Raw genomic sequence first — 16,606 nt, 5'->3', positions numbered from 1 at the left:
CCCGCCTCAGATGTCAGATGACCGGTTTGCGCCAGAAGGAGCGCTGCTGATCGTCGAAGGGACCCTTCGCGGTGACCACCTCGTCGACGGCGCCGCCGAAGTAGCTGGTCAGGGCGCCGGCCTTGCGTTCGGCGCCGAGGCGCACCACGCCGGTCGGCGACGCGGCCAGCGCGCCGCCGGTGATCTCCTCGGTCGACTGGTTCGCGATGGTCTCGCCGGCCGCCGGATCGGTGACCCACAGGCCGAGCACGACCGTGCCGTCCTGCTGGTTGGTGCGGGTCATGGTGGCGTGCACCCACTGCCCAGGCTCGACCTCGAGGGAGCTGGGCACGCGCAGCCCGACCGTGCCGTCCGGCTTGTAGAGCGTCGCCACCACCCGGTCGACGGTCTCACCGGGGTTGCGTTCGACGCCGAGGGCGAAGGCCGCGTTGGTGCCGTTGTCCTGGCTGACCGCGACCCGTTTGCCGGTGCCGCCGGCCGCGCTCGTCTTCAGCCAGGCCGAGGTGGTGAAGTGGCTGCCCGCGGCCGGGCCTCCCCCGCCGGCGGCCACACCGGCCGAGGCGGCGCCCATCGTGACCGCGGCGCCGCTGTCGGCCCACGAGTCGGCCTCCCAGCCGACCGTGCCGCTGAACGCCATCGGGTTGCCGGCGCGTTTGAGGTTGCCCGCCGCGGTGCCGGCGGCCTCGTTCATCCGCCACCAGTCGAGCACGTCGGTGGCGCCGATGATCAGCGGGTCCTCCGGCGGCCAGGCGGCGCTGGCGCCGCGGTTGCCGGCCGCGTCGTACGCCCAGACCCGGATGGTGAACGGCCCGAACGCGTCGACGCGCACCTTCGCCCGGCCGTCGAACACGTTGATCGAGGCGGAGGTGGGCACGTCGCCGTTGACCGCGTAGCGATAGCTGACCACGTCGGGGGCGCCGTTGGTGGTGAACTGGAAGTCCAGGTCACTGCCGACCGACAGGTCGCCGCCGTTGAACCAGATGAGCGGCGGCACCGGCGCCGAGCCGTCGACCGTCACGTTGCACAGCGAGGTCCAGGCGCTCTCCAGCCCACCCTTGTCGATGCTCTGCGCCCGCCACGTCCACATGCCGTCGGCGAGTGCCGGCATCTGTTCCCGGTAGGTGACGCCGCTGGTCCCGAGCGCGGTGGTCTTGGTCCAGTGCGGCGTGCTCTGGCCGCTGCGGAAGATCTGGAAGCGGGCCCGCACCTGGTCGCCCGGGTCCGGGTCGCTGACCGTGGTCTGCATGATCGGCAGGTCGCCGCGGGGGACGTTGCCGTTGCAGGACGTGGTCGGCGCGATCATCGTCCGGGACGACGGCACGTTCGGATAGGTGTTGTACTCGATCGTCAGGGTGGCGTTGTTCTTGAACCGGCGCCAGCCCGGGCTGGTGCCCTCGTTGGTGGCCTTCAGCCCGATCGTGGTGGTCGACCACGACTTGAGCTGCGAGGCGATGACCTGGTTGCGCACGTCGAAGTCGACCCAGGCGCCGCCGGGCGTGCAGTCCGGCCGGCCGTACTTCGGGGCGTTGCGCTGGGTGTGCGGTCCCACCCAGCTGGGCTGGTTGTTCCAGGTCAGGTTGCTGGAGTAACCGTTGGTCAGCCACGCCTCGACACCGGCCGCGGTGCAGTTGTAGGACCAGGTCTGGAAGGCGCTGAACTTCGCCGACACGATGGTCCGGCCGGTCACCCGCAGGTTCGTGGTGTTGAAGGTGTAGTACAGCCGCTTGAGGTGGGTGCCGTCCGCGGCGGTGCTGACGTAACCCATCCCCTCGCCGTTGTCGTTGCTGCCGTTGCCCCACTTGTAGTAGCTGGTGCCCGGGTAGGTGCGGTTGACCATCGCCCACTGGGTGCGGGTGGCGCCCATGGCGGGGTCGATGTAGACCGGGAACCGGGTCGACGGCGAGGTCAGCAGGTCGGTGACCGGCCGGACCCGGATCCGGCCGGGGTCGACGGTCAGCGCCATGGTGGCGACCCGGTCACCCTCGACCGGCCCGCTGATCGAGGTGGCGCCGGAGCCGGTCTCGCTCGCGCCGGCGGCGGACGAGGAGTCCCACATCGTCGGCGGGGCGGCCGCGAACAGCTCGTCGCCGGACTTGTCGGCCGCGCTGAGGCCGCCACCGGCGGTGCGCTTGACCGTCACGCCGCGGGCCTTCAGCGCGAAACGCAGCTCGCGCAGGGCGGGGTTGGCGGCGGCGGCCCGGTTCTTGACCACCAGGACCTCGCGGTAACCCTCCGGCTCGGCCTTCATCGCCAGGTCGACGCCGGGCAGCACCTCGGGGTACGTGGCGGTGTCGCCGGCCAGGCGCGGGGCGGGCAGCCGCCAGGGCGCGACGAGGGTCATCGCGCCGTCGACGTCCACCAGAGGCTGGCCGCCGCCGCCGGAGAACGCGACGTCCAGCACCGTGGCCCGGGGGCCGATCGTGCCGTCGGCGCGCTTCTCCAGGGTGGTGTCGATGGCGCGCCAGGCGCCGTCGCGGTGTGCCCGGACCGGGACCGCGGACATCACCCGGGTGGTGGTGCCGTTGGGGTTCGCGTAGACGGTGTCGTACTCCGTGCGGGCGGAGGCGACCTCCTGGCGTACCCCCGTGGTGTCGTTCCTGGGGGTCTGCCCGGCCGGCTCCGCGGCCTGCGCAGGAACGGGCAGCAGCGCGGTCAGCGCGGTCGCGACAGTGGCCGCGGTGAGAGCTCGAAGTCGATCCACAGTGGACGTGAACGCAGGCATGCGGAAACCTCGCCAGTCGGTCGGAAAACAGCCGCCACCGACCCACACCCCCGTGATTACCGGCGAGTAGGAGCCCCGGCCGGGATGAAAGTAGCGCACTGATCACGCTCTGAACAGGCCCGAACGGTGACGATTATCGATCGCCTGACCGTTGCCACCGATTCACCCCGATGTATCCCTGCGCTCCACCCACGGCCTCCCCAAGGACACAGGCTGACCCCCCATGTGGGGAATTCGAGTGGGCGCCGCGGCGCTCCTGATCGCCGGCACGCTGACCGCACCGGCCGCGGCCGCCGCTCATCGCGGCGGCGGCTTCGATCTGCAGGCGCACCGTGGCGGCCTCGGCCTGCGGGTCGAGAGCACGCTGGCATCGTTCGGCAACGCCCTCCAGCTCGGCGTGTCCACGCTGGAGCTGGACGTCCAGATCACCGAGGACCGGCAGGCCGTGGTCACCCACGACCGCCGGGTCAGCGGCGCCAAGTGCGCCGACACCGCGCCCGCCGTTCCGGGCGACCCGGAGTTCCCGTACGTCGGCAAGTACGTCAACACGCTGACCCTGGCCCAGGTCCGCACCCTGGACTGCGGCTCCCGCACGCTCGCCGACCGCCCCGGCCAGCTCGCCGTGCCGGGCGCCCGGATGCCGCTGCTGCGCGAGGTGTTCGCGCTGGTCAAGCGATACGGGGCGAACGGCGTGAAGCTCAACGTCGAGACCAAGGTGGAGGCGGGCGCGCCCACCGAGACCGCGCCCCGCGAGCAGTTCGTCCGCATCACCGCCGCCGAGATCCGCAAGGCCGGCATGCTGCGGCAGGCCACCGTGCAGAGCTTCGACTGGGGCGCGCTCAAGCTGATGCGCCGGGTCGAGCCGCGGCTGCCGCTGGTGGCGCTCACCAACTACGACTTCCTGCAGACCGGGCAGCCCGGCGCCTCGCCCTGGCTGGGCGGCCTGGACATCGACGACTTCGGTGGCGACCCCGTCAAGGCGGTCCGCAGCCTCGGTGTCACCACGTTCTCGCCGGTGCACGGCTTCCCGCAGAACGGCACGGTCACCGACGCCGGCTACCGCCCGTACGTCACCCGGGCCATGGTGGAGCACGCGCACGCCAACGGCATCAAGGTGGTGCCGTGGACCGTCAACGACGTGCCCACCATGCGCAAGCTGATCGCCGACGGCGTGGACGGCCTGATCACCGACTACCCGGACCGGCTGCGCGGCCTGCTCACCGTGAAGCCTCGCGCGTACCCGTCACCGTTCGACGTGCAGGCGCACCGCGGCGGCCGGGCCACGCTGCCGGAGAACACGCTGCCGGCGTTCGCCCGGTCCCTGCGCGACCCGGCGGTCTCGACCCTCGAACTGGACACCGGCGTCACCCGGGACGGCCACCTGGTCGTCATCCACGACCGCACGATCAGCGGCACCCACTGCACCGGCGCGCACGTCGGCAAGGCCGTCCACGACCTGACCCTGGCCCAGATCAAGACCCTGGACTGCGGATCGAGGACGCTGCCGGAGTTCCCCCGGCAGGTCGCCGTCCCCGGCGCGCGCATCCCCACCCTCGGCGAGGTGCTGAAGCTGGTCCGCGACAGCGGCCGCGACGACATCCGGCTGAACATCGAGACCAAGATCAGCCCGGTGGCCGCCGACACCGCGCCGTACGACGTCTTCACCCGCAAGCTGGTCCGCGAGATCCAGCGCACCGGTTTCGTCCACCGGGTCACCGTCCAGTCGTTCGACTGGCGGACCATCCGCTACGCCCGCACCCTGGACCGGCGGATCGAGACGGTCGCGCTGATCTGGCAGTACGGCCCGGCCGAGTGCGCCACCCTGGCCGACGAGTGCTCACTGCAGGCCGTCCACGGCGACCCGCGCGTCAAGAGCCCGTGGACCGGCGGCCTCGACTGGTGGCGGCACCGCGACGTCGGCGCCCTGGTCCGTGCCGCCGGCGCGCGTACCGTCTCGGCGAACTGGCAGGTGCACGACCCGGACCAGCCGGTCGTCGCCGACACCGACTGGTACCTGCGGCAGAACCCCGCCTACTTCCACGGGCCGCGGGTCGCGACCCTCCAGGACCGGTACCGGCTCAAGGTCGTGCCGTACACGGTCAACGACGCCGCCGTCATGCAGCGCGTCATCGACCTCGGCGTGGACGGCATCATCACCGACGACCCGGACCTGCTGATCAGCGTCGCGGTCCGCAACGGCCTGCGCTGACGGCCTGCTCCAGCGGTGGGGCGCGCTTTGCCGCGCCTCACCGTGCTCTTCCCCAAGGGGGTACGCCGCTCAGCGGAAATCGACGGCGGTCAGCCAACGCGCTCCCGGCGCCACGTGGTAGCCGAGCGGGCCGGTCAACTCGCGGACCACTGCCGGCATGTGCGCGGCCCCGTAGACCACGGCGACCTCCATGTCCTCCCCGGCGAACTCACCGTCGATCTCGCGCAGCACCCGCAGCAGCCGCGCGTCCCGCTCGATCAGGATCTTCCGGTTCAGCCAGGCGTTGCCGAACACCGGCTCACTGTCGCCGTCGATGTCCTGCCCCGGCCCGCTCAGGTAGTCCCGGCCCTCGAGCGCCATGTCCAGCGCCAGCGCCGGCGTCAGCACCGCCAGGTCCGCCCACAACTCCCGCGGCATGCTGCGATCCGCCGGCACGTCGATCCCCGCGTCACCATCCGGGAAGATGATCGGCACGCCCAGTGCTCCGTAATCGATGTCCTGGTGCACCAGGTCCCGGCCGATCCGCTGCCGGGTCAGGCGCAGCGCGGTCACGTACGCCAGTCCGACCGAACTCGGCCCGTCGTACTGCTCGGCCACGACCGCCACACAGGGCCGCAGCCGCTCCACGATGGCCCGGTAGTAATCCCGCCGTCCCATGTGCACGGTCGGAATCACCACGAACCGCAGCCCACCCGCACGCCGCCGGAACACCGTGATCGACGTGCGGATGCCGATCAGGCTCACCTCGGAGAGCTGCACAGTCCCACGATAGGAACGCCGGTCCAGGCATCCGCCGAAAGTTGATCACGGAGCGCGAGCTGAGCGGACGGCACCGGTAGCTTTCGGCCACCGACGCATAAGACACCGACGGACCGGGTGCCACCACTCGTTCGGCTGGTGACGAATCGCCTGTTTCAGGGTTGGATGGGTGGTCACCGAGGGAAGGGCCGTGATGATGCGGCGAGGGCTGCGCTTCCGGATAGCCGTCCCCGTGGGCGCGGCAGTGGTGTTCTCCGTCCTGCTGTTCGGTGTCTACTACCTGGTGATCTCCGTGGACATCCCGGTGGTCTCCCGGCTGCTGGCCGATCACCCCTGGTGGGTGGTGTTCGCCGTGATGGTGTCGGGCCTGGGAGCGGCGAGCGCGACGATTACCGTGTTACGGCGGTATGACCAGGAGCTCATCGAGCAGGTGCCGGTTCCCCTGCGCCCAGAGCCATGGGTCGTCGACCGCCCCGTCGAGGTGGACCGCATCGTCCGATCATTGCGGCGGCGTCGTGGCGGCACCACCACGGTCGCCCTGCACGGTGCGGGCGGCTTCGGCAAGACCACCATTGCTCGTCTGGTCGCTTCGGACATCAGGATCCTTCGGCGCTTCCGCGGACGGATCCACTGGATCAGCCTTGGCGTCGACGCGCGGAACGGTCCGCTGCTGAAAAAGGTCAATGATCTTATTCGGACGATCGCGCCCGGCACGGCGTATCCCTTCACCGACCTTCCCGAGGCGTCGGAATACCTTGCGAGCATACTGGCGAAGGGACCCGACCGCCTGCTGATCCTCGATGACGTCTGGTCCGAAGATCAGCGCGACGCATTTCCGGCGAGTCGCCGCTGTGCCCGACTGGTGACGACCCGGCGACCGGTGATCAGCAGTGACCGTACCGTCGTGATCTCTCTCGATCAGGTCTTCGCGCAACAGGCGCGGTCGATACTGACGGCCGATCTCCCACAACTCTCCCCCGGGATGGTCGAGGACCTGATCGCGCTCGCCGGCCGGTGGCCGTTGCTGCTCCGCCTGACGAACCGCGTTCTGCTCGACACCCATCGCAAGGGCCTCGACGTCATGGAGGCGGGTCGGCGCGTGATGGCGAACATGCAACGCCACGGGACGAGCGCCCTGGACGTCCACAACCCGTCCGCCCGCTACCGTGTGGTGGCGGAAACCCTCGAGGCCAGCATCACGATGCTGGACCAGCGAGACCAGGACCGATTCGTTGAGCTCGCGGTCTTCGCCGAGGGTGAACCCATCGACGCTTCTCTGGCCGCGGGTCTGTGGCGGCGCACCGGTGGCCTCACCGTCCGGGACACCCGCCGGCTGTGCAACAGGCTCGATGAACTCGCCCTGGTCACCCGGGTCGGCTCCGAGGACGACGCCGATGTCGACCTGCACGACGTCGTCCGCGACTACCTGCTGGACCGCCTGGGCCCGGGCGAGCTCCAGCGGCTGCATCGAGTACTGCTCGACACCGTCGCCGGCCGGTTGCCGGGCGCGTCCAGGTCGGTCGGCGGTGACGGCCCGGCCGTTACCGCGTGGTGGGAGCTGGGCGCCTCGGAGACCTACATGCGCGCTCATCTGATCTGGCACCTCCGCGCCGCCTGTCTCGAGGACGAGGCGGAGATCGTGGCGACCGACATCCGGTGGCTCCAGATGCGGCTGGATCTCGACGGGCCGCTCGGACCTGACCATGACCTGACGTTTGTCGACACACCGCTGGCCGCCCGGTTACGACGCTCGTTGACGGACCGCCGGCGGTCTGCCCGCCCCCATGGCGATCCGGACAACCTGTCCCCGCTGACCGCCTTCGTCGAGCATCTGTACACGGCGGGCGGCGCCGAAGAGCGGCCCGTGGCTCCGGAGCCGAACACCGAGGTTGATCACTTCAGTGCGTTGCGCCGGATCGCTCACCGGCCCGATGCGGATGCGGGCCTCCGCGAGTTCGCTGCCGGGCTGCTCGCGACGGCGGCTCGCTCGACCACGTCGCGGTCGGAGGGAGGCGCCCGGAAACACCGCTGTGCCGCGCTGACCGCCCTGGCATTGGCCATGCAGAGGCAGAGCAGCGAGTCCGCCCGGGATCTCTGCCTGGCCGCCTTCGCGGAGATCCAGCCCGAGGAGGAGAACGAGGCCGACATACGGTTCATGGTCCTGACCTATCTGGGACGCCACCCGACGGGAGACTCTACCGGTGAGGTGGGTCCGGCCTTGCTGGAGCTGGTTCGGCGGGCGGGCCCGGGAGGCCTCGAACAGGTCGTTCCGATGGTGGCGATCAGCAAGGTTGCCGCCCAGGTCGTCTTCGACACCATCCACCACGACAACGAACTCAGTGCTGTCGAGAAGCGGTTCCTGCGGTCCAGCACCGGGGCAACCGCTGAGGAATCCGCGGACTGGACGCCGGTCATCGAGCGATGGCGCCGCGACCGCCGCAAGCTGTTCTACCAACTGAGCATCCTCGACCGCTTGAGCCTCGACACGGACTCGCTGCGCGAAGCGGACGACCTGATCTCGGAGTACGGCAGTACGCTCACCGGCGCCCGGAGTCTTGACGAGCTCACCGAGGCGGTGCGGACCCTTCGCACCGCTCATGCCGAGTGGCGCTTCGACGAGAAGGACACGGGCTTGCGGAAGGCGGAGCGCCTGGCATCGGCGGTCCGCGCTGAAGTACGCGCCGCTCCCACCTTGCTCGGTGTCGAGCTTGCTGCCAAGGCCGCCGACATCATCGAAACGCTGGCCGGCAGTGCCCGACGGGAGTTGGTCGCCAGTTTTCCGCCGAAGCCGGAGATCGCGGCAGCACTCCCCGTCGCCAGGCGCCGTGACGGTGTGGTGACGGTGCAGATTCGCGTCGCCAACGCGGATGGCAGGGCGCCCTTGGAAGCCGGCTCCTTGACCGTCAGAACGGAATCAACCGCGTTCACGGGGCCCGCGAACGAGATCACGTTGCGCGGCGCCCTGCACGGCGGGGACAGCGAGACTGTGATGATCCTCCTCGAGGGCGACGGCCAAGCCGTTTCTGTCGCCGTCACCCTCACCTATCGGCCGTTCGACGAGGGCGTCAGCCTGACCGAGCACCTGTGGTTCCCGGTGGACCACGACTTCGAGGAGATAGCTCCGAACCCGTTCTCGCCGGGCTCCCAGGGTCGTCCGGTGGACAATCCACGGATGTTCTACGGCCGGGACGAACTGGTCGACCGCATTCGGGAGCACTTGCGCACCGCCACGTCACCCGGTACCGGCTTCGCGATCTTCGGTCAGAAGCGCACCGGGAAGTCCACCATCCGCCTGCATGTGCAACGTCTCCTGCGGGAGGTCGACGGCCTGTCGGTGATCGACGTCGGCAACCTGGGGGAATTGACTCCACAACGGCGATCCGAGACTCATCAGCAGTTGCTGGGCGTGCTGCTCTGGCGAATCCTGGACGGTGCCGGGCGTGGGATCGACACGGCGGTTCCGCTGGTTCCACCAGGCTTCGACCGCGAGTCGTTCATCACCAGCCCCGACCCCGTGCAGGACTGCACCCGGATCATCGAGGACCACCGGCGCCGGCACCCGGACCTGCCACCCTGGGTGGTTCTGATGGACGAGGTCCAGTACCTGTACCAGTGGGTCGGCGCGGGGCTGATTCCTTCCTCGTTCCTGCAGGCGTTCAAAGCGATCATCGAGCGGCGGCTCTTCCACGTAGTGCTGGTCGGACAGTCGGAGCTGGAAAACTTGATCAACGCGGAGTCCAACGTGTTCAACGTCTTCGCGCGCGAGCGCGTTTCCTACCTCGACGAGGAATCGGCACGCGCACTGATCCAGGAGCCGGTGCCTCTCCCCGACGGCGGGACGCGCTACCACGGCCGGGCGGTCACGGAGATACTGCGGCTCACCGGTGGAAGCCCGTACTACATCCAGCGGCTCTGCTCGAAGGTCGTCGAGTACATGAACGCGGAGCATGCGGCCCTGGTCACCGAGACGGACGTGACGCGGGTGACGGAGTCGTGGCTGGACACGCTGACTCCGGCGGACTTCGACAGTCTTGAGCCGGCGAAGAACACAGATGTGGCCCGTCGGCTGGTCGGCGCCGTTTCGGTCGCCTCCCGGAGCAACCCGGCGACGCTCCGCGAGATCGAGTACAGCTACGGCGGGGATGTGCCCGGAGCGCTGTTCGACCATCTCATCTCCACCGACGTGATCCGGCACGAGTCCGGCAGTTATCGCGTGGTGGTCGGCCTCTACGAGGCGTGGCTGCGGCGGTACTTCGGAACCAGTGAGAGGTTGTGATGAGCTCCAACCCGTACCGTTTCCTCGGGCGTCCCGTGGTCGGGGAGCAATTCGTCAACCGGCCGGCCCTGCTGCGGAAGATCACCGGGGTGTGGCAGGACCCCGGACGACCCGGGAACCTGAGCGTGGTGGGGTACAACCGCACCGGCCGCACGAGCCTGGTGTTGCACGCGCTGACTCTGATCGATCGCGATGACCTCCTGGTGGTACGGACCGATGTCCTCAGCCACACGTCCGCGCTCGGCTTCTTCCGGTCGGTCGCTCGCGAGGTGACCGGCCGGCTGCCCGAACTCGGCCCGGCCATGGAATCAGTACGCGCGGCGCGAGAGTGGTACGACCTGGAGAACGCGGTCACCGCACTGTTCAGGGAAGTCGGCCGGCACGGGCGGCACGTCCTTCTGGTGATCGACGAATTCGACCGGGCGCCGCTGGTCCTCGCTCACCTGTCCGCCTTCCAACTCCTCCGCTCGCTGGCGAGCGAGCCGGACTATCCGCTCGGGCTGATCACCATCTCCCGCCGGACGATCGTCGAGATCGAGACCGACGCCGCGGGCGGGTCGCGGCTCGACGGCGTGCTCCCGGAGAGGTGCTACGTCGGCATGTTCACGCCCACCGAGGCTGCCCGGCTGATCGGACGCGCACAGCCGGTCGTTGACCTCACCGACGTGGCGGACGAGTTGATGAGCCGCTCGGGACGGCACCCGTTCCTGCTGCCGGTGCTGTGCCATCAGGTGGTCGAGGGCTTCCTCGAGAAGGGCGCGATCGACGTTTCCGCCGCCGACGACGCGGTACGCGACACTTATCGTTCCTACTTCGATCGCTTGATCCAGGTCGTCGACGCGGACTCGGGCGGACGCGGGCACGCCGCCCTGCTCGCGATCGCCGCAGGCTCGGTCGAACGGGCCGACCCGTTCGACGTTCAGAAGCTATCCATGGCAGGGATCGTCGAGCGCTCCGGCGGCACCTTGCGGCTCTTCACCGACGAACTCGCGGACCGCCTTCGGTCCCTGCCCCGCGACCTCCCGGAGACCTCCGGAGACTCGTCTGTCGACTGCGTCGCCCTGGTGGTGGCAACCGAGTGGAGTTCCCAGCACGGCGGCCTGAGTACGTTGAACCGACACCTGTGCCTCGGCCTGGCCATGCGTGACGTGCGGGTCTTCTGCATGGTGCTGGAGGCGACGGATGATGAGATCGCGGAGGCCGGTGAACAGGGGGTCGTCCTGCTTCGCCGCCAGCCGGTCGCGGGTGCTTTCGAGGCGAGCGCGCTCGTGCGCCGGCCGGAGTTGCCGGAAGGTGTGACACCGACGGTGATCATCGGTCACGGCCGGGTCACCGGCCCGGCAGCGTTGATCCAGGCCGAGGACCACTTCCCGGACGCGCTGCGCCTGCACTTCGTGCACATGGCGCCCGACGAGATCGAGTTCCACAAGCTCGACCGGACCGACGACATCGCCGAGAGCGCGGAGGCGCGGACCCGGATCGAGTTGGCGCTCGGCCGCAAGGCGCATCGGGTGGTAGCGGTCGGACCGCGCCTGCACGGGCGCTACCGGGGCTATCTGTCGCATCGCGACGACGTGGAGCCGCTCCGGTTCGATCCCGGTTTCGACCTGTCCGACGTTCGGCCCCGGCGTGTCCCCGACGGCGTCCCGCTCACCGTGCTGATGGTGGGCCGGATGGAGGACAAGAAGCTCAAAGGGCTGGATATCGCGCTGCGTGCATGCGGACAGGTGGCCGACTGGCGGCACGAGCAAGGGCTGCGTGAGATCGAGCTCGTCATCCGTGGCATGCCGGAAGGAACCGGCGAGTCACAGTTGGAGTGGATGCGGGAGATGGCCGGCACCCCGAGGTTGGCGATCGTGCCGCGCAATTACACCCGAGTGAGTGAAGCCCTGACGGACGACGTGGAACGGTCGAGCCTGTTCGTGATGCCGTCGCGGACCGAGGGTTTCGGCCTGGTCGGGCTCGAGGCGATCGTGGCCGGTACTCCCGCCCTGGTCAGTGAGAAGAGCGGACTCGGTGAACTGCTCGCCGAGATCCTGGGCCGGGAGAAGGCGGCGCAGTGGGTGGTGCCCATGCAGGGCGATCTCGCCAAGGACGCCGACACGTGGGCGCGGGCTGTCGACCGGGCGTTGCACGACAGCGAGGCCGCGTTTGTCCGGGCCGAGGAACTGCGAAAGAGGCTCGCCGACCGGTTGAGCTGGTCGGGTGCCGCTGACGTGCTGCTGAAAGCCATCGGACGCTGAAAGCCGTCGGTGGCCATGCCCTCGGGCCGGGCAATACCGGTCAGCGCGCCGACAACAGGTGGCTGACCTGGGGTGGGCCATCGGCGAGGGCCAGGGCGCGCTGCTCGACCGCCTGGTCCGAGCCGGTGAGGCGGCCGCCGTGCTGGCGCAGGTGCTCGTCCCAGCTCGGTACGACGCACGCCGCGCCTCCCCCGTCAAGGGGTACGACCAGAGCCGCGCCGTCGGCGATAGTGTGGGCGTGGAATACGTCTCCAGAGTGCCGCGACCGCCGCTGGACAGGCTGATCGACGACCTTTACCACCTGGACGGTGCGCCGCCGTACGCCCGGCTGACGCTGCCGGCTAGTCCGGCGGCGCTGCTCATCGTCAACCTCGGGGCGCCGTTCCGCATCCGCGCCGGCCGGGACATCGAGACGGCCGACTACGCCGACGGTTGCGTGATCACCACGCCCACCCGCGCCTTCGCCTTCGGCTATCCGCCGCGGACCCGGTCGGTCGGCGTGCACTTCAAGCCGTGGGGGCCGGCGCCGTTCCTGCCGATGCCCGCAGCCGAGCTGTGTGACCGGCCGGTGACACTGGAGCAGGTGTGGGGCCGGCCCGCCGTTGCCGAGCTGCGCGACCGGCTGGCCACGGCGGGCGGGCCGCACGAGATGCTGACGCTGCTCGAGGAGGAGCTGATGCGCCGGCTGCGCGAGACCGCCGGCCTGGGGCTGGTCCGCCATACGAGCCGCATCATCACGGCGACCGGCGGGACGGTGGCCATCGACGACCTGCGGGCTTCGGCCGGTGTCAGCGGCACTCACCTGGCACAGCGGTTCAAGGAGCTCATCGGCGTCACGCCGAAGCGGCTGGCCCGCACCTACCGCTTCGCCGCCACTGTGCTCGCGATCGACCCCGCCGGCCCGATCGACTGGGGCGACGTCGCGGTCGGCGCCGGCTACTTCGACCAGGCCCACTTCGGCCACGAGTTCCGGGCGTTCACCGGGCTCACGCCGACCCGGTACGTCGAGGCCCGGCGGCGCTTCCAGCGCGAACATCCCGGCCACACGCTGGACGGCTGGCCGCTGCCGGCCGATTGATTTCTTACAAGAGCCACCTCCCGCGGCACGCTAATTTGGGGGCCCCAGAGCAGAGGAGAGCCCCGTGGGCAAGGTGGTCATGTACAGCTCGGTGTCGGTGGACGGCTTCATCGCGGACGAGAACGACCGGCCCGGGCCGCTGTTCGACTGGTTGACCAGCGGTGACGTCCCGCTGGACACCAGTGGCGCGCTGAAGGTGTCGCAGACCTCCTACGACTACACCCGGCCGTACTGGGACCAGATCGGGGTGACGATCGCCGGCCGCCGCGTCTTCGACATGACGGACGGCTGGGACGGGAAGCCCCCGAGCGGGATCGACCACGTGGTCGTCGTGACGCACCGGCCGCGGCCCGCGGGCTGGGACCCCGAGGCGCCGTTCCACTTCGTCGACGGCGTCGAGGCAGCCGTGGCCAAGGCGCAGGAACTGGCGGGTGACCGCACGGTCGAGGTCGCCGCCGGCGACGTCGGTGGCCAGGCGCTTGCCGCGGGCCTGGTCGACGAGGTGCGCATGGACGTCGTACCCGTCGTGTTCGGGTCCGGCAGGCGCTACTTCGGGTCGGTCGACGCGCAGCACCTGCTGGCGGACCCGGACGTGGTGATCCAGGGCAACCGGGTGCTGCACCTGCGCTATCCGGTGCGCCGCTGACCGGTCAGCGCGCCGACAACAGGTGGCTGACCTGAGGTGGGCCGTCGGCGAGAGCCAGGGCCCGCTGCTCGACCGCCTGGTCCGAGCCGGTGAGGCGGCCGCCGTGCTGGCGCAGGTGCTCGTCCCAGCTCGGTACGACGTACGCCTCCACGAAGCGTTGCGGGTCCTCCCCGTCGCGGAACAGTCCCCACTGCACCGCCCCGGTGCGCATCCGGCTACGGCGTACCGCCTGCATGGCTTCCTTGAACGCCTCCTGCCGGTCCGGCCGGACCGGGTATCCGACGGTGACCAGCACCGGGCCGTCGTGGTCGTCGGGTTCCAGCTCCAGGTGCGGCTGCGGCCAGAACACCGCCGGCTCCCGGTCGAGCCCGCTGGTGTCGAGCATCGGCCACCAGCGCAGGGTCACCGCGCCCGCCAGCATCAGCGCGGCCGCGATGACGTGGGCGGCCGTCAGGTTCCACACGTCGGAGAGCGCACCCCAGGCGAGCGCGCCGGCGGCCTGCGCGCCGGCGAACACCATCTGGTAGACGGCGAGGCCGCGGGCGCGGACCCAGTTCGGCAGGAACAGCTGCATCGCGGCGTTGACGCTGGACAGCACCATCACCCAGCCGACGCCGGCGGGGAGCAGCACGACGACGACCGCCCACTCCGAGCGGACCAGCCCGAGCACCGCCAGCACCACCGCGAAGACCGTGCTCGCGATCAGCAGCAGCCGGTTCAGCGACCAGCGGGCCCGCATCCGGGGCAGCAGCAGCGCCCCGACGACCGCGCCGGCGCCGACCGCGCCGAGCAGGACGCCGTAGCCGCCCGAGCCGAGGCCGAGGCGGCGGCTCGCGACCAGGGGCAGCAGCGCCCACAGCGCGCTGCCGGGAACCAGGAAGAACGCGGCGCGCAGCAGGATCCGTCGCACCACCGGCGAATGCCGCACGTACCGGCTGCCGGAACGGACCGCCGCGGCGAATCGCTCGGGCACGCCGCCGGTGTCCGGCGAGGCCGGCCGCCACCTCCACAGGACCAGGGCGAACACGGCGTACGACAGGGTGTTGAGCCCGAACACCGCACCGGCTCCGGCCTGCGCGATGAGCACGCCGGCCACCGCGGGCCCGACCGCCCGGGCCAGGTTCATGCTGATCGCGCCGAGCGCGGAGGCGGACGCCAGCTGCGAGCGGGGCACCAGTTCGGGGATGATCGCCTGCCAGGCCGGCGCGGTCAGCGCCTGGCCCGCGCCGAGCACGAAGGTCAGCGTCAGCAGCAGGCTGGGCGGCATCCGCCCGGCCACCGTCAGCGCGGTCAGCGTGGCCGCCGCCGCGGTGAGGAAGACCTGGACCGCGAGGAGCAGCCGGCGGCGGTCGAAGGTGTCGGCCAGTGCTCCGGAGGGCAGCGCCAGCAACACGATCGGCAGGGTGCTGGCCGTCTGCACGACCGCGACCAGGGTGTCCGCGCCGGACTGCTCGACCAGCAGCCACTGGGCGCCGACCGTCTGCATCCAGGTGCCGATGTTGCTGGCCAGCAGGGCCAGCCACAGGCTGCGGTAGGCCGCGATGCGCAACGGCGCCCACGCCGACGGCGGTGCGGGCCGGACAGTGGGGGCTTCGGCGGTCACTGCCTCTGGCTACCCGCGCCCGGCGGTGTCTACCCCACGATCGTGACGTGCGGTGCCAGCGCACGCAGGAAGTCCACGGCGTCGAAGGCCTCGCCCGCGGAGACGGCGCCGGTGGTGCGGCACCGCCCGGTGAGGACGCGCTCGGCGGCCTCCACCGCGAGCGGCGCGCTGACCGCATAGATGTCCTGGCCGGTGACCGCCGCACGACGTTCCGCACCGCCGGAGCGCACCCGGACGTCCACCACGAAGGTCTGCGCGGACCGGCCACGCTCGTCGACGGCAACCGGGGGCCGGGCGCCCGGGGCGCCCAGGTCGTCGGCGGCGTCGGCGCTCATGTAGGTCTGCACCTCGGGGATCGGCAGGTGACTGGGCACGGTGACGATGTCGGCCATGCTGAACCCGCCGATCACCTTGCGGGCGCCGAGTTCGGGGAACAACCACTCCAGGGTGGGCAGGGCGTCGTCGTGGTACTCCAGCCGGCCGCCGGCGAACCGGACCCGGCGGCCGCCGCGGCGCCGCCCGGAGACGGCGCCGGCGGCGAGCGTCCCGGCGGTGGGATGCCAGCTGCTCAGGCCGTACGCGATGTGCGCCTCGTCGGCCACCACCCAGTCGCCCATCGCGGCGGTCACCAGCAGGTCACCGAGGCCGCCGAAGAACGCCGTGGCCGGTACGACCACCACCCCGGCGTCCCGGGCGCGGTCCCCGAAGTGCGCGAACGTGTCGGCGTTCGCCTCGATCTCGGCAGCCACGTCCACGTACGGCAGGCCGGCGCGCAGCGCGGCCTCGATCAGCGGCGCAGCGGTCGTGGCGAACGGACCGGCGCAGTTGATCAGGGCGTCCGCGCCGGCCAGGGCGCGATCCAGGGCGGCCGGGTCGTCGACCGCCGCCGGCCGCGCGTCGCCGCCCAGCAGCGCCAGCCTGTCCACGTCCCGGCCCAGCAGCAGGGGGACGTGCCCGCGCTCGCGCAGTTCCGCCACAACGAACCGGCCGGTGTGCCCGTAGGCGCCGTACACCGCGATGTTCTTCGCATCCATGCCAAGATCCTCGCCGCCCGCCCCACCCCGGCGACA

At 70.6% G+C, this 16,606-nt stretch carries 9 protein-coding genes; 5 read left to right on the top strand and 4 right to left on the bottom strand.

Annotation, left to right across the window (positions count from 1 at the left end):
- Positions 1–13: 13 nt before the first annotated feature.
- Positions 14–2,722, bottom strand: coding sequence for a DNRLRE domain-containing protein (locus AC0NH5_RS18115; protein WP_474405141.1), 2,709 nt, complete (start codon positions 2,720–2,722; stop codon positions 14–16).
- A gap of 223 nt (positions 2,723–2,945) precedes the next feature.
- Here AC0NH5_RS18115 and AC0NH5_RS18110 point away from each other — a divergent pair, with 223 nt between their 5' ends.
- Positions 2,946–4,931 (top strand): glycerophosphodiester phosphodiesterase family protein, encoded by a 1,986-nt coding sequence (locus AC0NH5_RS18110; RefSeq protein ID WP_474405139.1) that lies wholly within the window; start codon positions 2,946–2,948, stop codon positions 4,929–4,931.
- Positions 4,932–5,000: 69 nt separating this feature from the next.
- On the opposite strand, the gene AC0NH5_RS18105 is transcribed toward AC0NH5_RS18110, so the two are convergent.
- The gene (locus AC0NH5_RS18105; protein WP_474405137.1) at positions 5,001–5,690 is read right to left on the bottom strand and encodes a hypothetical protein; all 690 of its coding nucleotides are present in this window, start codon (positions 5,688–5,690) and stop codon (positions 5,001–5,003) included.
- A gap of 232 nt (positions 5,691–5,922) precedes the next feature.
- Between AC0NH5_RS18105 and AC0NH5_RS18100 the strand changes: the two genes are divergently transcribed.
- From AC0NH5_RS18100 to AC0NH5_RS18085, 4 genes are all read left to right on the top strand, one after another.
- On the top strand, positions 5,923–9,966 hold the full coding sequence (locus AC0NH5_RS18100; protein WP_474405135.1) for an NB-ARC domain-containing protein: 4,044 nt from the start codon (positions 5,923–5,925) through the stop codon (positions 9,964–9,966).
- Positions 9,966–12,209, top strand: coding sequence for a glycosyltransferase (locus AC0NH5_RS18095; RefSeq protein WP_474405133.1), 2,244 nt, complete (start codon positions 9,966–9,968; stop codon positions 12,207–12,209). The genes AC0NH5_RS18100 and AC0NH5_RS18095 overlap by 1 nt, the downstream gene beginning before the upstream one ends.
- Before the next feature lie 58 nt (positions 12,210–12,267).
- The gene (locus AC0NH5_RS18090) at positions 12,268–13,287 is read left to right on the top strand and encodes an AraC family transcriptional regulator (protein WP_474405130.1); all 1,020 of its coding nucleotides are present in this window, start codon (positions 12,268–12,270) and stop codon (positions 13,285–13,287) included.
- Positions 13,288–13,351: 64 nt separating this feature from the next.
- Positions 13,352–13,933 carry a dihydrofolate reductase family protein gene (locus tag AC0NH5_RS18085; protein WP_474405128.1) on the top strand — a complete coding sequence of 194 codons (582 nt, stop codon included), beginning with the start codon at positions 13,352–13,354 and terminating at the stop codon, positions 13,931–13,933.
- A gap of 4 nt (positions 13,934–13,937) precedes the next feature.
- On the opposite strand, the gene AC0NH5_RS18080 is transcribed toward AC0NH5_RS18085, so the two are convergent.
- Together AC0NH5_RS18080 and AC0NH5_RS18075 are read right to left on the bottom strand one after the other, a co-directional pair.
- Positions 13,938–15,536 carry an MFS transporter gene (locus AC0NH5_RS18080; protein ID WP_474405126.1) on the bottom strand — a complete coding sequence of 533 codons (1,599 nt, stop codon included), beginning with the start codon at positions 15,534–15,536 and terminating at the stop codon, positions 13,938–13,940.
- A gap of 29 nt (positions 15,537–15,565) precedes the next feature.
- The gene (locus AC0NH5_RS18075) at positions 15,566–16,570 is read right to left on the bottom strand and encodes a saccharopine dehydrogenase family protein (RefSeq protein WP_474405123.1); all 1,005 of its coding nucleotides are present in this window, start codon (positions 16,568–16,570) and stop codon (positions 15,566–15,568) included.
- Between the last annotated feature and the right edge of the window lie 36 nt (positions 16,571–16,606).

It is taken from the genome of Actinoplanes sp. 13 (genome assembly GCF_056134165.1).
Note: the sequence above shows the minus strand (reverse complement) of the source record. Positions and strands in the feature narration are given on the sequence as shown.